The sequence below is a fragment of the Nitrospirillum amazonense genome, from assembly GCF_007828035.1.
In the GTDB taxonomy this organism is placed as follows: Bacteria; Pseudomonadota; Alphaproteobacteria; order Azospirillales; family Azospirillaceae; genus Nitrospirillum; species Nitrospirillum amazonense.
This window is the reverse complement of the sequence record NZ_VITV01000014.1, coordinates 79,574-98,393: the sequence shown is the minus strand read 5'-3', so window position 1 is coordinate 98,393 and position 18,820 is coordinate 79,574. Positions and strand designations below refer to the sequence as shown.

12 protein-coding genes are annotated in these 18,820 nt (G+C 70.7%); 6 read left to right on the top strand and 6 right to left on the bottom strand.

Translation table 11 applies throughout. The features are described from left to right. Nucleotides 1–92 precede the first annotated feature (92 nt). Genes FBZ87_RS26180 through FBZ87_RS26170 form a run of 3 tightly spaced genes read right to left on the bottom strand, consistent with a single transcriptional unit; the run spans nucleotide 93 to nucleotide 5,061 of the window. The gene (locus FBZ87_RS26180; RefSeq protein ID WP_186454993.1) at nucleotides 93–3,083 is read right to left on the bottom strand and encodes an SLBB domain-containing protein; all 2,991 of its coding nucleotides are present in this window, start codon (nucleotides 3,081–3,083) and stop codon (nucleotides 93–95) included. A 28-nt stretch (nucleotides 3,084–3,111) separates the two neighbouring features. Then, nucleotides 3,112–4,053, bottom strand: coding sequence for a glycosyltransferase family 2 protein (locus tag FBZ87_RS26175; protein ID WP_145613516.1), 942 nt, complete (start codon nucleotides 4,051–4,053; stop codon nucleotides 3,112–3,114). 3 nt (nucleotides 4,054–4,056) lie between these two features. Continuing rightward, nucleotides 4,057–5,061, bottom strand: a complete 1,005-nt coding sequence (locus FBZ87_RS26170) for a hypothetical protein (RefSeq protein ID WP_145613515.1) — start codon at nucleotides 5,059–5,061, stop codon at nucleotides 4,057–4,059. Between the two features lie 147 nt (nucleotides 5,062–5,208). On the opposite strand from FBZ87_RS26170, the gene FBZ87_RS26165 reads away from it, so the two are divergent. From FBZ87_RS26165 to FBZ87_RS26155, 3 genes are all read left to right on the top strand, one after another. Further along, complete coding sequence (locus tag FBZ87_RS26165; protein ID WP_145613514.1) at nucleotides 5,209–6,441, top strand: lipopolysaccharide biosynthesis protein; 1,233 nt, start codon at nucleotides 5,209–5,211, stop codon at nucleotides 6,439–6,441. Further along, the gene (locus FBZ87_RS26160) at nucleotides 6,438–7,895 is read left to right on the top strand and encodes an O-antigen ligase family protein (protein WP_145613513.1); all 1,458 of its coding nucleotides are present in this window, start codon (nucleotides 6,438–6,440) and stop codon (nucleotides 7,893–7,895) included. Before FBZ87_RS26165 ends, FBZ87_RS26160 begins: the two co-directional genes overlap by 4 nt. A gap of 63 nt (nucleotides 7,896–7,958) precedes the next feature. Then, nucleotides 7,959–9,236: a glycosyltransferase gene (locus FBZ87_RS26155; protein WP_145613512.1), complete on the top strand. Its 1,278-nt coding sequence runs from the start codon at nucleotides 7,959–7,961 to the stop codon at nucleotides 9,234–9,236. On the opposite strand, the gene FBZ87_RS26150 is transcribed toward FBZ87_RS26155, so the two are convergent. Continuing rightward, nucleotides 9,228–10,646: a B12-binding domain-containing radical SAM protein gene (locus FBZ87_RS26150; RefSeq protein ID WP_186454992.1), complete on the bottom strand. Its 1,419-nt coding sequence runs from the start codon at nucleotides 10,644–10,646 to the stop codon at nucleotides 9,228–9,230. The genes FBZ87_RS26155 and FBZ87_RS26150 overlap by 9 nt on opposite strands. Nucleotides 10,647–10,771: 125 nt before the next feature. Between FBZ87_RS26150 and FBZ87_RS26145 the strand changes: the two genes are divergently transcribed. Beyond that, complete coding sequence (locus tag FBZ87_RS26145) at nucleotides 10,772–11,671, top strand: nucleotidyltransferase domain-containing protein (RefSeq protein WP_145613510.1); 900 nt, start codon at nucleotides 10,772–10,774, stop codon at nucleotides 11,669–11,671. A 6-nt stretch (nucleotides 11,672–11,677) separates the two neighbouring features. Beyond that, nucleotides 11,678–13,159, top strand: coding sequence for a hypothetical protein (locus FBZ87_RS26140; protein WP_145613509.1), 1,482 nt, complete (start codon nucleotides 11,678–11,680; stop codon nucleotides 13,157–13,159). On the opposite strand, the gene FBZ87_RS26135 is transcribed toward FBZ87_RS26140, so the two are convergent. After that, nucleotides 13,132–14,922 carry an ATP-binding cassette domain-containing protein gene (locus FBZ87_RS26135; RefSeq protein WP_145613508.1) on the bottom strand — a complete coding sequence of 597 codons (1,791 nt, stop codon included), beginning with the start codon at nucleotides 14,920–14,922 and terminating at the stop codon, nucleotides 13,132–13,134. The genes FBZ87_RS26140 and FBZ87_RS26135 overlap by 28 nt on opposite strands. A 119-nt stretch (nucleotides 14,923–15,041) precedes the next feature. On the opposite strand from FBZ87_RS26135, the gene FBZ87_RS26130 reads away from it, so the two are divergent. Further along, the gene (locus tag FBZ87_RS26130) at nucleotides 15,042–17,081 is read left to right on the top strand and encodes an NAD(P)-dependent oxidoreductase (RefSeq protein WP_145613507.1); all 2,040 of its coding nucleotides are present in this window, start codon (nucleotides 15,042–15,044) and stop codon (nucleotides 17,079–17,081) included. On the opposite strand, the gene FBZ87_RS26125 is transcribed toward FBZ87_RS26130, so the two are convergent. Beyond that, nucleotides 17,078–18,625, bottom strand: a complete 1,548-nt coding sequence (locus FBZ87_RS26125) for a DUF1302 domain-containing protein (RefSeq protein ID WP_186454991.1) — start codon at nucleotides 18,623–18,625, stop codon at nucleotides 17,078–17,080. The genes FBZ87_RS26130 and FBZ87_RS26125 overlap by 4 nt on opposite strands. Nucleotides 18,626–18,820: the final 195 nt, after the last annotated feature.

Below are 18,820 nucleotides of genomic sequence, written 5' to 3'. Positions count from 1 at the left end.
CCGCCATCCCATCGCGGAAGAAGAATGGAACGGGCCCCCGGCCCGCCCTTAACCCAAGGACGGAAACCGGGGGCCCTTTATTCCCCGTGGGCCTACTTTGAGATCACGGCCAGCGAGGCGCCGGTGATGGCCAGCTGGCTGGTGACCTGGATGATGTCCATCAGGATGCTGTCCCAGGTGAAGTGGCGCAGCTTGCGCGGCACGACGATGACCGAGCCGGGCGCCAGCTTTGGCGGGCTGGAGAGCCAGCCGCCGCCGTCCACCTGGATGGCGGAACCGTCTGGCTGGACCACGAAGACATGGTCGTCGTCGGCGATCTCCGTCATGCCGCCGGCCATGGCGATGTAGTCGTCCACGCTGCGGTCGCCGCGGAACTGGATGCCGCCCGGGGCCATGACCTCACCCGAGACCACCACGGCGCTGGGCTGGCGCGGTACCACCAGCTGGTCGCCCGGCTCCATCACCAGGTCCAGTTCCGGATGGGCCGCGATCTCCCTCGGGTCCACATGCACCGCCACCCGCCCGCTGGCGGGGCCGATGCCCTGGCGCAGGCGGGCGATCATCTGGGTGACGTAGGCGATCTCCCCGTCCGTCACCTGCACCTTGCCGCTGACATTGCCGACGATGGAGATGATTTGGCGCTCCAGCGCGTCCGCCTCCTTCTGCAGGGTGTCGCGCTGCGATTCCGCCACCGACTGCCGCAGGAAGACCACGCCGGCCGGATAGGCGGCATCCGTGAAGCCGCCGGCCCGCGCCAGCACGGACGACAGATGCTCACCCCGCAGGATCTCATACCCGCCGGGGAACTTGACCTCGCCCGACAGGGTGACGTCGCCGGTGTCACGGTCGGAGAAGACGGGGTTGAAGCGCACGCGATCGAAGGGCTTCAGCGCCACTTGCGCGAACTGCGCCACCGGCAGGCCATAGCTGTGGCGCACGGTGCGCGACAGGCCGGAGGCGTTGTCGATGTCGGCGGAGGTGACCTCGAAGGCGTGCAAATCCACCTTCGGCGTCAGGCCGCCCGCCGCCTGCACCAGCTTGTCCAGCGTGGCGCCGGGCATGACCAGGAAGTCGCCGGGGCTGTTGACCTCGCCCACCACCGTGACGTGGTAGTTGGTCAGGGTGCCGACCAGCAGGCGGCGGGTGTCATCGTCCAGGCCGACGAACAGGCGCAGGGGCGGCCGACGGGAATGCTGGGCCTGGCTGACACCCAGTTGGTTGGCGCCCAAGGGGCCGACACCAAGAGGCCCGGCACCGGCTGGCAGGGCCATCGTCTGATCCTGGTCGTCATCCGCCCGGGCGGAGCTGCCGTCCTGGGCAGTAATGATGTCCGGCGGCGCCACGATGCCGGGGTTCAGTCGCTCTTCCTCCGGCTTGGGCGGGCCCTGGTCCTGAAGCGCTGGGTTCTGCTGGCCCAGCTGATTGGCGGCGTAGGCTACATAGGCCGGGTTGGCGGCCAGCAGGGCAGCACCCTGCCCGGCCCCGCCCGGCTGGCCGGCCGGCAGCTGGATGCCTTGCAGGGCCGCCAGCTGCGCCACGCGCGGGTCCGCCGCCAATCCAGGCGCCAGGCCGGGCGGCAAGGCCGCCGCCTGGGCTTGCAGGGCGGCGTTGGCATCAGGCGCCGGCGGCGGCGCCACCGGGTCGGGATGGTCGTTCACCTTGCGGGTCGGGTTGCGCTGCAGGTCCCCCGCCTTGTGGGCGATGTAGCGCATCTCCGCCACGTTGGTGATGTAGACGACGTCATTGGACTGCAGGGCCACGTCGGCCTTGCCCTCCAGCACGTCGGACACGGCGAAGGGGATGACCGTGCGCTGCAGGGTCGCCGGGTCCAGCCGGATGACGGCGTCGGCCAGCAGGTAGGGCAAGGGCCGCCCCACCGTGGGCGTGAACATGTCGCTGGAGGCCAGCAGACCGCGCAGGGACCGCACCGTCTCTAGGGGATAGCTGCCGTTCAGGGTGGTGGCGCCGCGCAATTCCACCTTGGCCAGCGAGATGTCGGCCGTGGGCGCCACGAACACCACGTCGCCGTCATGGACCGTGGCGCCGCCCCCCGCACCCACCTGCACCATCTCGCGCTTGCCATCGTCGCGGGTGCGCAGGATGGAATAGCGGTAGCTGCCGCGCACCTCCGTCCCGCCGGCCATGGCCATCAGGGCCGACAGCGGCGTGGCCTGCTGGCCCGCCGGCAGTTCATAAATGGCGGGGCGCTTCACTTGGCCAACAACGGCCACGGCGCTGGTCTGCAAGGGCACGACGATGCGGTCCCCTTCCGCCAGCGGAATGTCGCGGCCGGCGGCATCCCCCATCAGCAGGGTGTAGAGGTCCAGGCGGAAGCTGCGACCGCCCCGCACCACCTGCACGTCGCGCAGGGAGCCCGTGTTCTTGATGCCGCCCGCCAGGGACAGGGCATCCATGGCGGTGGCTAGGCCGGACAGGTTGAACAGGCCGGGGGCGTTGACCTCCCCCGTCACGCGCACGGCGATCTGGCGCACCGCGCCCACGGACACCAGCACCTCCGTCCCCGTCAGGGCGCGCCCGGCCGCGTCCTCCAGATCCTCGCGGAAGCCGCCGAAGGACCGGCCGGCCGCCGCGACGGGCGGCAGGCCGGGGAACACCACCCGCCCGTCGCGGTCCACCCGGGTGCGATAGCTGGCATTCTGCTGCCCGCGCAGGGTCAGCACGATTTCATCCCCCTCGCCCAGAATGTAGCCGTCCTGCAGGGCGCCGCTCTGCCGCACCACCACCGGGGCGCCCCGGCCGAAGACCTCATAGCCGTACTGGCGGATGGGCTGGCCGGCGCGGGCGCTCATCAGCCGCTCGATGGCCGAGGGCGGGCCATAGACCTGGGGGCCCTGCTGAACCGCGGGGTTCTGAACCTGCACGTCGGGCTGCAGGGAGGGAATGGTGGACTGGCCGGTCAGCCGCTGCTGCACCGTGCGCAGCAGGTCGCCCGTCAGGTCGTTGCCATTGCCGCCGCCCAGCAGTTGGGACAGCCCCTGCGCCTGCGCCAACCCCGGCGTCACGCTGGAGGCCAGCGCCGCCACCAGCATGGCATGGCGGGCCCATTTCCGGCCCGCGCTCATCGTCGCCCCAATTCTTTTCGTCATCGTTTCAGGCCTTCACCAGCCAGGGTGTCTTGTGGAACGCCTGCCGGCACAGCAGGCGGAATAACCAGGTCCAGGAGGGGGCGGCCGGCACCAGGGCGCCGGACCATGCCCAGGCGGCCCTGAGGTCGCCCCGGGTCAGCCAGGCGCCGCGCAGCAGCAGGCTGGCCCGGATCTTGGGGTAATCGGGCGCCACGCGGGCGGCCTGGCAGGCCCATTCCATGACCCGCACATCGCTGGCCAGCCGCCCTTGGGGTTCCATGCCGCTGTGGAAGCGGCCGGGCCGGGCCCGCCAGCGGGAAATGGGCTGGTCCAGATAGACCACGCCGCCCCCAGCCACGCGGGTGAAGACGGCGGTGGCCAACTGGTCTGTGTGGCTTTCGTCCGATGGGTCGAAGCGCAGATGCGCGCCGCCACCCAGCCAATAGAGGTTGGCGCCCAGGGGACCGTAGAGCATGGCGCCCCTGGCCAGCGACTGGACCAGGAAGGCCTGCGCCGACAGGCCCATGGCGCCCCGCCACAGGATGCGGCGTGCCACCCGCTGGGGCCGCAAGGCCTCATCCACGATCTCGTAGCTGGCGATCCCTAGGCAGGCCCCGGCGGCCACCATGCGGTCGCGCAGCTTGGTGAGGCCCGCCCTATGCACCAGGTCGCCCACCATCAGGAACAGGGCGAAGCCGAAGCCCATTTCCTCCGCCACCTCGACGGCACGGTTCCAATTGGCGACACGGCCCAGATTCCGGGCGTTGCGGCGCACGGTGATGGCCGCCCCTTGCGCGTCCCGGGCCGGCAGGGCGTCGGCGCTGCCGTCGGTGGAGGCGTTGTCGCACACCACGATCTCATAGCTGTCCGGCGGCAGGCCGGCCCCGGCGGCGGACGCCACCGTTTCGGCCAGCAGGGTGCCGCCGTTGTAGCTGGGGACCAGGATGGCGATCTTGGACGCGCGCATTTGTCAGCGGCGCCCCGATGCCCGGCCGCGCAGATGCGCAGCACCGGCGGCCAGCAGGGCGCCCAGAATGACGCCCAGGGCCAGGAACAGGGGCCGGTTGGGCCACACCCGCTCGCGCACGTCGGGTACGGTGGGCGGATCGATGATGCGGAAGGCGAATTCCGTCTGCCCCGTCGCGTACATGTAGTTCTGCAGCGTGCGTTCGTAGGCGCTGACCAGGGCGGCGTTCAGGGCGTTGCTGTTGCCTTCCTTCTGGGCGTTGGCCATGGCGGTGCGCAGATAGGCCAGGTTGCGGTTGGCGTCGGCCAGGGCGCGGTCCCGCAGTTGCGCATTGGTCAGCGCGATCAGGTCGCGCGCCCAGCGCACCGCCAGGTCGCGGTCCTTCCAGGTGATTGCCAGCGTGACGATGCCGCTGCGCCGGTCCAGCGTGATGTCACGGATGCTGCGGTTGAACAGCTTGAAGCCCCGCCGCAGGGTGGGCACCTCGTCAGCCGGCACCGTCCATCGCTTGGCCGCCGCGTCCCACTTGCTGGCGAACAGGATGGGCAGCAGGTCCTGCTGGGTGGCGTAGGTGTCGAACAGCTCACGAGAGCCGAGCACGGCCATGGCCTCATCCTCGTTGGAGGAGGACGATTTACCCAGCAGGCCGGCGACGCCGCCCAACCCACCCAGACCGCCCAACAAGCCGGACGCGCTGCCCAGGTCCAGGTTGCCGAAGCCGGCGCCGCTCTTGGATACCGGCATCACCAGCACCTCCACCCGCCAGTAGGAGGGCAGCAGGAAGGCCGCCGCGACGGAGGCGCCGACGCTGGCCAGGAACAGGATGGCGGCCAATAACCAATGGCGGCGCAGGCGGCCCAGGAACAGGCCCAGGCCGTCGCCCCACTGGCCGTCGCCCCCCTGGCCATCGCTCCCCTGGCCGCGCGGCGCCCAGGCGCCGTCGGACGCGCCATCGGGGACGGTGCGGCCGGCCCATGCCAAATCTGGAGTATCCACACCCACCGTCATCGCCCCCGATCGCCTGAAACCTGGCAGAACGACGGATGGCGGCGGGCCGATATTCCCCAATTCCGGAAAAATATAGTGCTTTCCCGCGAGGCGCTGCCGGACCACTCTGCCCCCACTTCGAAGATCTTCACCGCATCGGGTGCATCAGTGAAAAGGACGGGGCTGGGACTTGCCGGCGGGCTGGCCGATCAGGCCATCGTCAGCTTCGGCAATTTCGCGCTGAACGTGACGCTGGCCCGCAGCCTGCCGGCGGCGGAGTACGGGGCCTACTCCGTGGTGCTGTCCTTCATCCTGGTGCTGAACACCCTGCATCAGGCGCTGGTGACCTACCCCCTGTCGGTGCGGCCGGCTCCCGGCGGCCGGCCCCTGGCGGTGGCCCTCCTGCTGACGCCCCTCTGCGCCCTGGCCTTCCTGCCCCTGCTGAGCGTCGCCACGGCCAGCGTCAGCCACCTGGGCCTGCTGCCGGCCGCCGGGGCCGCCCTGGTCTGCTGGCAACTGCAGGAGGTGGTGCGGCGGGCCCTGCTGGCGGAGAGCCGGCACATACCCCTGATCGCCTTGGACGCCCTGCGCTACCTGGGGCCGCTGGTGGCGGTATGGGCCCTGCGCGCCAACCTCGCCATCGGGGGGGTGTTCCTGCTGGTCGCCGCCGCCTCGGCCCTGGCGGCGCTGCCTGCGGCCCGGCACCTGGAACGGAATGGGCAAGCCGCCGTCAGCGGATTGCGGGCGGAAATGGCGGACCACTGGCGCCTGGGCGCGCCGGTGCTGGGCGCCAACCTGCTGGCGGCCCTGTCCACGCAATGGTTCCTGTGGCTGCTGGCCTGGCACGACGATGCGCCCGGGGCCGCCGCCCTGGTGGCGCTGGCCAACGTCGTGGCCGTGGCCAGCCCCGTCATCTTCGGCATGGAGAATGTCCTGGTGCCGGAGGTGGCGCGCGCCCGCGACACCATGAGCTTCCCGGACCTGCTGCGCCTGGTGGGCCGGCGCGGATTGGTGGCGGCCGGCTTGGTCGGGCCGCTGTTCCTGGTGATCCTGGCCGCGCCCACCTGGGCCGCCCGGATGTTCTATGGCCGCGACAGCGCCTACGCCGCGCATTCAGGGGAACTGCGCCTGCTGGCGCTGGCCTATGCCTGCTATTTGGCGGCAACGCTGTTCAGCGCCGCCTTGCGCGGCTATCGCGCCAGCGGTGCCGTCTTCCGCATGCAGCTCTATCCCGCCCTGTTCAGCCTGACGGTGGGCAGCTGGCTCACCTGGCGCTTGGGCCTGGGCGGCGCCTGCATCGCCTCGGTGGCCGCCGGCGCCCTCAGGGCCGCCGTGGGTCTCGTGTATCTGTTGCGCCTGCGGCCCCTGACCGTGGCGCGGCCCGCCCTGGCGCCATCATGACAGCCGATCCGCTACAGCCCATCGAACGGCGTCTATGGCAGGCGCTGCTGTTGTGCGTGCCGGTATCGGCCACGCCGCTGCTGCCCTTCGGCAACGGCACGTTGGCCCGACCCTTGGCCATCGTGCCGGCGGCATTGCTGCTGATCCTGGCCGCCTACCGCCTGCTGGTGCTGGGTCAGCGGCCCCGGCTGGCGGGCGACGGCTTCGCGGCGCTGAGCCTGTTCACTCTCTACATCATCATCAGTGGCCTGGGTGTCGTGATGGTCCAGCCGCCGGACACCTTCAAGGGCCAGACGCCGCTGGACAGCTTGGTCCGCGCCCTGCTGACCTGGGGCGTGGGCCTGGCCTTCTACGTCGTGGCCCGGCTGCAGATCCGCAACGCCGCCGACATCCGCATGACCCTGCGCTTCCTGTTCATCGGCATGGGCGTCTCCATCGCCTTCGCAGGGGTGCAGGTGGTGGCCATGGCCCAGCATGGGGAGCTGCTGCGCGTCGTCCAGGCCATCACCGACCTGATCGCCGTGCGCTACGACGGCCTGGTCAACCGTGCCCAAGGCATGACGTTCGAGCCGTCGTGGCTGGCCACCCAGATCATCGTGCTGCTGATCCCCGCCCTGATTGCCCGCGCCATGGCGCGGCAGGAGGGGGTGGGGCTGCCGGCCCTGCCCGGCCACGCCCTGCGCCTGGCCGGCGGCTTCGCCGTCGCCATCGGCGGCCTGTTGTTCTCCGGCTCCCGCTTCGGTCTCGCCTGCATCGTCGCCATGCTGGGGCTCAGCGTCTTCCTCGCCGCTCTGCGCGGCCGCATCCTGGCGGCGGCCACCTTCCTGGGCGTGCTGGTAGCCGGCGGCGGCGCGGTGGTGGCCATGAGCGGCCTGGGGGCGGGCGCCGGCGCCACCTACGTCATGGGGCCGGTCGCCTATCTGACGGAATCCGCCGACCTCAACAGCTTGGCCGGCGGGGACGTCGCCACCGGCGTCACCGACGCCCTGGCCCTGGCCGGCCGCTTCGCCGCGGCCGAGGCTGCCGGCCTGACCTGGCTGGACCACCCCGTCTTCGGCGTGTCCCTGGGCAACAACTACCGCTATTTCGGCGAATACGCCCCCGACTGGGCCTTCACCACCCAGCTGTTCACCCAGGGGGCGAAGGAAGGCATCGGCTGGCTGGACCCCAATTCGCCGGAAAAGGGCAACGCCAAGAACCTGTTCCTGCGCCTGCTGTCGGAAACCGGGGTGGTGGGCTTCGCCTTGTTCATTGTCTTCTTCTGGCGCCAGCTGTTCCGCGGCCGGCCGCATGACGCCTTCCACCGCTATTTCCGCCTGGCCAGCGCCGCGGCCTTAGGATTCAGCTTCCTGAACCAGGACACCTTCGTCGACGCCGGCCTGTGGATCCCGCTGGCCCTCTGCTGCGCCATGAATCACTTGCCCACCAAGATTAAAGCGCCCGCCGGGGAATAGACCGGCACCGCCATCCGTCCTGGGGATAGGCGCACATGGGATGCGCCCGCCTCAGGTAGACCCATGGACAGCCATTCCAGACCCGCCTTGCGGATCGCCTTCGTGACGACCCGCGACCTGGCCCAGCGCAACGGCCGCACCCCCATCATGGGCCACATCCTGGTGGCCCTGCGCCGCCAGCATGTGGTGGAGGTGATCACCCTGCATTCCGTGCTGCAGGGCGGCAGGGCCGACCGCCTGGGCGCCGCCGCCGCCTGGCTGGCGGGCCTGGCGAGCGGGCGCCCGCCGCCCTTGCAATGCCTGCTGTACGCCGGCCCCCTGGAAGCGGAACGGGTGGCGGCGCGCATCGCCGCGGGGGCGTTCGACGCCGTCTACCTCGACACCGTGCGCTGCCAGACCCTGCTGCGCACCCTGCGCCGCGCCCTGCCCGACCTGCACATCGTCACCGATTTCGACGACCTGATGTCCCGGCGCATGACCTATCTGCGTCATCACCGCCTGCCCCTGCTAACCGGCCATGTCGGCCCGCACTTCCCCCGCTGGGCCCGCCGCCTGGCGGAAGGGCCGTTGGCCCGGCTGGTGACGGCCTATGAGGCCCGCACCCTGCCGGCGGCGGAGCGGGAGGTGATGCTGGCTTCCAGCGCTACGGTGCTGCTGTCGCCGGTGGAACGGCAGATGCTGTGCCGGCACGCGCCCCCGGACGCCCTGTCCAAGGGGGGGCCGCCGGTGGTGCGCGCCATCCCGCCAGGCGTGCCCCTGCGGGCGGAGCCGTGGGGGCACGGCCATGCGCCGTTGCGCTTCGTCTTCATCGGCAGCGACCGGCAGTTGCAGAACCGCACGGCCATCGATTTCCTGCTGGATCAATGGTGGCGCCTGAAACCGGCCACGCCGCTGCACATCCACGGCCGCCAGACCCGCCCCCTGGCCGATGTGCCCGGCGTGCACTGGCACGGCTATGCCGACGACCTGGCGCAGGTCTACCGGCCCGGCAGCATCGCCCTGGTGCCGGCGCTGGTGGCCGGCGGCATCAAGACCAAGGTGGCGGAGGCCTGGGCCTGGGGTTGCCCCGTGCTGGGCAACCGCACGGCGATGGAGGGCCTGCGCGCGCCGGGGTATCCCCTGACGCTGCCAGAGGATCAATGGGGGCCCTATCTGACGCAGCCCGAGGCCTATGCCGACCTGTGGGCCGACGCCGCGCGCAAGGGAGCCGCCTTCGTGCGCCGCGCCCTGTCGCCGGCCGGGTTCGAGCGCGCCTGGGAAATGGCCCTGCGGCCCAAGTCCGCGACGCGGGACGCGCCGGCCGGTGCCCCGCTGATCGACGCGGAACAGGCCTCAGGATAGGGAGGGTTCGGGGCGCAGATGCTGGACCAGGAACTTCTCCACCGGGGCGGCGTAGACGTCGTGGTCGATGCGCCAGCGCGCCACCCGGCGCAGCAGACGGCCGGCACCCTGACCCGTGACTGCGGTGCCTGCGGCATACTTGTTGTAGAACTTGAAGCGCTCGATGCGGCGGTAGAGATGCGGCGGCACCCAGGTGCCGGCCGGCCCCGCCACATAATCGAACCGCGCCCAGTCGTCCAGGGTGCGCGGCGTCTGGTCCGCCACGGCGGCGGCCAGGGCCGAGCCGGGATAGGGCTTGTAGTAGAACAGCGGCGTTTCGAACTTTGGGCTCATGGCCCGCAGGGTCTTGATCAGGCCCAGCGTCGCCTCGACCTGGTCCTCCGTCTCCTCCGGGAAGCCCACGATGAAGGAGAAGATGACGGCGACGTCGTGCTGCCGGCACTTGGCCGCCGTCTCCAGGATGGCATCGATGGTGGTGTCCTTCTTGATGCGCTTCATCATCTCGTGCGACCCGGTCTCCACCCCCACCAGCACGCGGCGCAGGCCGGACCGGACGCACAGGCGCCAGATCTCGTCCGGCAGGCGCACGCCCTGGTCGGCGCGCATGGTGCCGGCCCAGGTGAAGTCCAGCCCCCGGCGCAGGAACTCCTCACAGATGTCGGCCACGCGGTGGCGGTGGGTGAAGTAGGTCTCGTCCTGGAAATTCAGGTCGGTGAAGCGATAACGGCGCCACAGCGCTTCGATCTCCACCCCCATGCGGCTGGCCGAGGTCGCCTTCCAGTCGCGACCATAGACGAAGGGGTCGGCGCAGAAGGCGCAGCGGAAGTTGCAGCCGATGGAGCCGATATAGTCCAGCTGCCGCCGGCCCTTGAGCTCGAAGTACCGCTCCACCGGGATCAGGTCGAAGTTGGGCGGAGCGAAGGCGTCCAGGCTTTCCAGATGCCGCGCCTTGGTGCGCACCACGCGGTCACCGTCGCGGTAGGCGACACCGGCGATGCCCTCAACATCATCGCCCTCGGCCAGACGGTCCATGATCTCCGCGAAGGTGCGCTCACCCTGCCCCGCCACGGTGATGTCGATGCTGGGTTCGTCCAGCGTCTCCACCGGGAACAGGGAGGGATGCCAGCCGCCGGCCACGGTGGTGAGGTCGGGCCGCGCCCGCTTCACCGCCCGCAGCATGGCCAGCGCGTCGCCCAGCGGCCGGCCGGTCAGCATGGTGACGCCGAAGCACAACGCGCCGTCGATAGCCCGCAGCACCGCGTCCAAGGGGTCCGCCTCGATCCGCGCGTCGATGATGCGCACATCGAAGCGCGCGGGATCAAGATTGGAACCGATGGCCAGCAGGCCCAGCGGCATGGTGTGGAAGACAGCCGCGGGGTTGTAAAGGACGACCTTGTGTCGGATGGCCATGACCCACCAAAAATCAAACATCGATGGCGCAGCATATCCAGCATAAATAAAATAAACAATGCGCCTTTTAAAATAAATAATCCGAATGCACGGACGCCAATATTGATTGGCCGACAGGGGATTTCATGACCATCGTCCTTACGATGAATAAACTGGAAACGGCGATTTACTCGACGATCGCCTATCGGGATATTTTCCATTTCCCGGTGTCCGCGCCTGAAATCCACCGCTACCTGCATGGCATCCGCTGCACGCCGGGCGACGTGCAGCACGCGCTGGGCGGCCCGGCCCTGGCCCGCCACCTGGAAACGGACGGCATCTATCACGCCCTGCGCGGCCGAACCGACCTGTTCGCCATCCGCCGTACCCGGCGGGAGCTGTCGCGCCGGCAATGGCCGACCGCGCGGCGCTATGCCCGCTTCCTGGCCAGCCTGCCCAACGTGCGCATGGTGGCGATGACGGGCTCTCTGGCCGCCGGCAACTTCCCCCCCGACGGCGACATCGACTTCCTGCTGGTCACCGACGCCGGCACCATGTGGCGCACGCGCGCCTTCTGCCGCCTGCTGGCCCTGATGGACGCCAAGCTGGCGAACGGCCTGTTCTGCCCCAACACCTTCCTGTCGCTGGCGGCCCTGCCCCTGGCGCGCCGCAGCCTATATGACGCACAGGAGCTGTGCCAGATGATCCCGCTGTATGGCCCGGACGTGTACGAGACGGTGCGGGATGCCAACGCCTGGACAGCCGACTGGCTGCCTAACGCCGTGGGGGCGCCGTTAGGCAGCCTGAACTGCGTCCCCTACACCACGGCCCTGAAGCGCGCCGGGGAGTGGCTGCTGGCCAGCCCCCTGGGCCGCGCACTGGAGGGGCTGGAGGCGCGGCGCAAGATCCACCGCTTCAATGAAACCGACCGGCTGAAAGGCGCCTGGACCCGCTCCACCCGGGAGTCCCACAGCATGTGGGATGAGATGCGCCTGAAGATCGAAGCGGCGTGGCAGGCGCGCATGGATGAGCTGGCGGCCCGGTAGGCGGCCATGGCGACACCCCTCCACACCCAATACCTGGCCCTGGTGGCGGAGATCGAGGCACGCTTCGCCGTCAGCCGCTGGACCAGTGGCGACGCCCATCTGTGGCCGCCGGCGCGCATGGACCTGTACCTTGACCTCTACCGTCAGCATGTGGCCGACCCTGAGGCCGGCCAGCCATCCCGGGTCGCGCGCGGCTTGCGCACCCTGGCCCACCCGCTGGCGACACTGGGACGCCGGGACAACGTCATCCTTCGGCCCCACCGGGCCGACATCCTGTTCCTGGGCGACGGCGTGTCGGTGGAGCGCATCGACGGCGCCTGGGAGGATCGCTATGGCGAACCCCTCATGGCGGTGCTTGAGGACGACGGGGCGCGCTGCCTGCACCTGCAACCCGGCCGGCGCACGCCCTGGCGCCGGCCCACCCTGGCGGTCGACCTGATCACAAGCGCCGCTCAGGCGCTGGCCCCGCTGGTCCGCGCGCCGCTGGACCTGCCGGACCATGCTGAGGTGGTGGACTTCCTGGCCCGCCAGGGGGTGCCGGCGCCATCCTTGCGGCCGGAACGCCTGGCGCAGCGGGCCGTGGGGCTGCGCGCCCGGGCCCAGGCCTTGGGCCTGGTGCTGGACATTGCCCAGCCGCGCCTGTCTTTCACCACCACCTGGTATGCCGGCTTGGGATCCGCCCTGGCGCTCGCCTGCCGGCGGCGCGGCATCCTGTCGGTGGATGTGCAGCATTGCCCCCAAGGCGGGCGGCACAAGGCCTATGGCTGGGCGGGCGCTGGCACCGAAGGCTACACCACCTTGCCCGCGCTGTTCTGGACCTGGGACCCGGCCGATGCCGCCCATATCAGCGCCTGGGCGGATGGGCATTGGCACCAGGCCCTGGCCGGCGGCCATCCCCGCCTGGGCCCCTTTCTCGACGATGCCAATCCGCGTACCCGGGCCTGGGACGAACGGTTCCGCCAGGCCGCCGCCGGCGACGCCCAGCGCGATATCCTGGTGGCCCTGCAGACCACCGGTCCGTCCGCGACTTGGGATGCTGTGGCCGACCGCATCGCGGCGGGCCCACCGGATTGGCGCTGGTGGATCCGCCGCCACCCCGCCGCCGGGCGGGGGAACGACCGGCGCCATGCCCGGTTGCTGGCGCTGAGCGGCCCGAACATCCGCATCGATCCCGCCTCGGCCCTGCCGCTGCCGGCGCTGCTGCGCCATATGGACGCTGTGGTGTCACTGGCCTCCGGCGTGGCGGCGGAGGCGGTACCCTTCGGTGTGCCGTCCCTGTTCCTCAGTGCCGACGCCACCGGCCCTTTCGGCCACTTGGCGGAGGCGGGACATGCCCGGGTGGTGGCCGACATGGAGGCCCTGATCCCCACGTTGGCGGCCCTGCCCAAGGCATCGCGCCGCGCCACCCAGATCCCGAACCTGGCCGCCGGCCTACGGCGGGTGGAGGCGATTGCCGCCAGCTACCGCGCCCTGTGGGCCGACGCCTGAGCGGCGGGCGCACCCATTTGGCGGTCGGCGATGACACGACCTTCGGCGAATTCCAGGACGCGATCGCACAGCATCAGGCTTTCCCGCCGGTGGGCGATCAGCACGATGGTGGGCCGCCACGGCAGCGTCGCCAGACCGGCCAGCAGGGCGCGCTCCCCCGCGATGTCGATGGCGCCGGTGCTTTCATCCAGCGCCAGCAAAGGCGGCTCACGCATCAGCGCGCGAGCCAGGGCCAGGCGCTGGCGCTCCCCGCCCGATAGCAGGCCGCCCTGGGCGCCCACCACCGTGTCCAGACCCTGCGGCAGACGGTCCACCAGGGCGCCGGCGCCCACCAGGCCAAGGGCGGCGCGCATGTCCGCCTCGCTGGCCGAGGGGTTGGCCCAGGCCAGGTTGGCGCGGATGCTGTCATGGAACAGGAAGGTGTCCTGCGGCGCATAGGCGATGGCGGCCGCCCATTGCCGCCGCGCGGCACCGGCCAAGGTCCGGTCGCCCACGGTGATGGTGCCGGTATCGGGCGCCGTCAGGCCGACCAACAGATCGGCGAAGGTGGTCTTGCCGGCACCGGAGGCGCCCGTCACACCAACGAAGCTGCCGGCCTCAAGGGCCAAGTCCAGGCCGAACACGCCCCGGTCGCCGCCGGGGTGGCGGTAACTGACCTGGTGGAAGCGGATGGGCTGCGGGCCGGCGAAGGCGCCGCCGTCCGCGATCTCGGCCGCCGCCGGCGCGGCGTCAGCCAACTCCGCCTCCAGCGCCCGGATCTTCTCGTACGACGGCAGGAAGTTGGCGAACTGCTGGGCGCCCTGCTGCAACTGGGCAGCCGGGGCGCTCATCCGCGCCAGCACCAGCACGAAGACGATAAGCACCGCCGGCGGCACGTCCAGCGCCCAGACCCCCACCACGATGGCGGCGGCCCCCGCCAGGGATGCCAGCGTGGTGAAGGCCAACTGCGCCTTGGTCTGTTCCCGAGTCAGGGCGACCTGGCGGCCCATCAGCCGGCCCAGGGTGCCGTTGAACTCATCGGCGAAGCGCTGCTGCATGTTCTGGCTGAGCGCCAGCTTGAGCCCCCCCAGGAATTGGGCGCCGCTGGTGGCCAGGTGCAGATTGGCATCGGCCACCTCGCGCCCCAGGCGGCGCGACCGCGCCAGTTGCGGCAGCAGGGCCAGAGTGGCCACCGCCAACAGTGCACCGGTGACGGCCGCCAGGGGGACAGAGAACAGGCAGGCCAGCCCCCACTGCACCAGCAGGAGAAACAGGGAGGTGGCGCCCTGAAGCATGAAATGGGCGCAGGCGCCGGTCAGGATGATGTCGCTGCTGAGCAGATGGTTGACCCGGGCATGCGGCAAGGTCGACAGCCGCGTCCAGGGTGCGGCGACCAGCCGAGCCACCAGCCGCGTGCGCTGCGCCTCGACAAAGCCAATGCGCAGGGTGGCCAGCAATACATCCCGGTGCCACAACACAACCGCCCTCAGGCCCACCAGCAGGGCGAAGCAGGCCAGCAACGGCAGCAGCCGGACCAGGGGATCGTCGCCGGCGGACCGCCACGGCAAGCGCCCCGCCAGCGCCGCTGCCCAGCCCCCACGGTCGCCCCCCACCACCAGAGCCAGCAGCGGGACCAACAGCACCAGGCCGACACCCTCCAGTCCCGCGCCCAGCATGATCAGGATGGCGGCCTTCAGCCCATCGCCGCCGGCGTGGGTTCGGAAATCCCGGAAGAAACCCCAGGCCGACCGGGCCAGCTCACGCCCTGCGCCACGCTTGTCCATGATGGTGAGGAATCCCTGATTACGCGCTGATTTCTTGGCACAAATCGGGGTTGGGCACCGCAACTATATATTTCACCATGTGGGGAATAACCGGGCCCCGCCATCCGTCTTAAGGGGTGATGCCTTCCGCGATCCCCATCCCGCTCCTGAGGGTCCTGGTCATCGGCGCCGGTCCGATGGCGACCCAGGTGCACCTGCCCGTGCTGGCCGCCCTGCGCGACCGGGGGCTGGTGGACCTCGCCCTGGTCTGCGACCTGGACAGAGCGCGGGCGGACACGGCGGCGGCCACCTTCGGCTTCGGCGCCAGCACGGGGGATGCCGGTGCGGCCCTGGCCCGCGACGACATCGACGCCGTCCACATCTACGCCAGCGCCCAGCTTCATTACGAATACGGAATGAGGGCCTTGAGCCAGGGCAAACATCTGTTCGTGGAAAAGCCGGTGGCACCCGGCGCCGCCCAGGCCCAGGCCATGGCCGACATGGCCCGCAGCCGGGGACTGGTGGCGGTGGGTGGGCACAACCGCCGCTTCTACCCCTCGCTGCGCGCGGCCCGGGCTCGCGCCGGCCTGGCCGGGTGGCGCCAGGCGGAGGCGGTATTCCACAAGCCCCTGGCGGGCCAGCCGCCGGGCTTCGGTGCCGCCAGTTGGCTGGGCGCCAACGGCATTCATGCCCTGGACGCCCTGCTGTGGATGATGGGGGGCCCGCCGGACCACTTGGCAGCCCACACCTCGGGGGAGACCTTCAGCGCCCTGATGCGCTGGCCGGGCGGTGCCCAGGCCGCCTTCCTGTGCGACAACGCCGCCGGGTGCCGGCGCGAGGACTACGCCTTCCATGCCGCCGGCGAAAGCTGTGCTGTCACCGAGACGACGTTAACCGTGCAGAGGGATGGCCGGTGCCTCACCACCGCCTTCCCCGGCGGCATGACCAGCTTCGCCCTGGAGCACGACGCTTTCCTGGACGCCATCCGCACCGGGCAGGAGCCACCACACAGCCTGTCCGCCCTGGTCCCGTCCCTCCACCTCTGTGAACTGATCGAGCACGGCCATGTCGGCCCTGTCTCCCCGATCCTGGCGGCGGCCTCCGCCGCGCCAGCGCGACCCGAGCGCACCATTCTGGTCGCGGGCCACTGGGGCGCGGCGCTGTCGCCCCTGCTGGCCGGCTATCGCCTGGCCACCCCGGACGACGTGACCGAAACGCGGCCGGACGTGGTGGCCGCCTTGCTGGGCCGGGGCGCCCCGCCACTGGCGCCGGATCTGCTGGACCGCCTGCCCAATCTGGCCGTGGTGGGCGTCGCCGGCCTGTCGGTGGCGCGTTTCAGCGCCGACGACCTGCTGGCCCGGGGCGTCGCCTTGGTCAACGCCAGCGACGCCCACGCCGATAGCGTGGCGGAATTCGCCCTGGGCCTGGCCATCCTGGGCCGCCGCCGCGCCTTCCAGGGTGATGCGGTCATGCGTGCCGGCGGCTGGGGGGTGGTGCCACCGCTCCGAGGTCTGCGCGGCCTAGCCCGGCGGCTGAAGCCCACGCTAACGCGCCTGGGCCTATTGCCCCTGGCGCAGCGGGTGAAGACACGCCTGGGCGGCGACGGGCGCGGCCGGCCGCCGCAAGCCCGCGACCTGATCGGCGCCACGGTGGGCCTGGTCGGCTGGGGCTCCAACGCTTACGCTTTCGCTCGGCGCCTAACCGCCTGCGGCGCCCGAATGCTGGTGTGGTCCGAGAACGCCGCCGAAGCGGACATCCGCCAGGCAGGTGCCAGCCCAGCCGCCCTGGATCAAGTACTGGCTGCCGACATCGTCAGCCTGCACCGGGGCCTGACGCCCGCCACCCGGCATACCCTGGGGGCGGCCGAACTGAACCGCCTGCGCCCCGGTGCCATCTTGATCAACGTGGCGCGGGGGGGGCTGATCGAGCCCACGGCCCTGCTGGACCGCCTGCGCCGCGGCGACGTCTTCGCCTGCCTGGACACCTTTGAGGAAGAGCCGCTGCCGCCCCGCCACCCCTTGCGGCGGCTGCCCAATGTCTTCCTGACGCCACACATCGCCGGCGGCAGCGCCGACATGCAGGCCCAGGCGGCGGATGAGGTGGTGGCCAAGGTGGCGCGCCTGCTGGCCGGTGACGCGGCCGACACCCTGACGCCCGCGCGCCTGCGTTCCATGACCTAGAATGTCCGCTCCAGACCCAGGGCCACGAAGTCGCGATCCGCCAGCAGCTGCTGACTGGGCGCGCCGATGTAATGGGTCAGGGTCAGGTTGGCCTTCCACACGCTGCGGTAGGTCGCCGTCACCCCCACCGTCAGGTCGCCGGCACCGGCGTTCTGGGCGTAGTAGCTGAGGCTGTGGCCGGTGATGTTGTAGCCCAGGCCCAACGGTACCGTCAGGTCCAGGTTGGGCAGGACCTGGAAGTAGTGCGGCTCGAACAGCACGCGGGCCTTGGTGGCGACCTGGTGCCACTGGTTGCCGTCATCGTCGCGCACGACGCCCACCACGTCGTCCACCGCCGCCTCGGCATTCACGTCGGCGCTGTCCCACAGGCTGGACCGGCCCAGGGCCGTGGTCAGCGACAGCTGGCCGTGCACCATGTCACCCCGGACGTACGCGGCATAGCGGTCCGTCACCGGCCCGTTCACGAAGGGCGGCGGCAGGACCAGCGGCATGTTATGGCGGGCGGAGACCTCGCCCGTCACGGTGTTGTCGCCCACGGACGCGCTGAAACTGGCGCCATAGAGGCGGACGCCGCCGGGATAAACCAAGCGATAGTAGCCGGCCGCGCCAGGGGCCGAGGCGTCGCCGTCGGGGCCGACGACATACTGCGGGTCCATTGAATTGTAGCGCAGGGCGTAAAGACCGTAGTCCACCCCGTCCACGGTAGCGTGCAGCGACACGCCGAATTGGCCATCGGCATCGGGCGTGCGGTCGGCTTGGCGGGCGAGGTAGCGCCCGGGCCCGACATAGAGGCGGTCGGCGCCGGCGCCCAGATAGTCCAGGTAACTGAAATAACTGCCGCTGCCGGCCTGGCGCGTGGGCCGCCACTCGAACTGGTCATAGAAGGACAGGGCGACCTCGGGCCAGGGCTGGACCGTCACCGCCGCCTGGCCCACCGGCCGGTAGATGTCGCTGGTATAGGCGCTGGGCCCCCCAACGGCGCGGCTATAGTCCGCCGGCGCCATGGCGGCGGCGATGGAATTGGTGTCGTAGAACAGGCTTTCACCCCACACCAGGGCCTGCCGGCCCACGCGCACCGACACCGGCATGCCGGCCAGGGTGAAGGCGCCATGGGCGAAGGCCTCCCGCATTTCGGCGTGCTGGCCCTGCAGGTCGCGCACCGCCGCGGCGAAGTGGCCGGGCGTGGCGGTGGAGGCGTTGATGGCCTGCGGGTCCGCGTCATCCGTCCGGCCCTGATAGGCGGTGTCGTACCAGGCGGCGGCACTGGCGTGCACGCCCCAGTCGCCCCAGCCCAGGTCCAGGGCCGACAGCAGATCCAGCCGGTTGGAGACCAGGCCGGGGCCGAAATTGCGGTCGCCGTCATCCCAGTTGGTGTTGGTCAGCAAAGCCCCCTTACGAGGGCCGATGCGATCCGCCATCGTGTAGCGCACCGTGTTGTCCCAGCGCAGATCCAGTCCGTCGCCGGAATAGAGATCCGCCGCGCGGACAGGAGCGGCCAGGCACAGGACGGGGAAGACCAATAGGCCGAGAACGCGGGACGCCATTGCGCTTTGGCTCAATCCATCAAAGGCTTGCCGCATCGACACTACCATACCCCGCGACAGGATGCGCCAGCGCCACATCCCGCTTGTATCGCCAAGGGCCGCACGCCATGATCCCCGGCACCCATCGCCGGCGCCGGCCGAAACACGGGAAATCCCGGCACGCCGGCGCGCAGCCCCTCACACCACCAGGCGCCG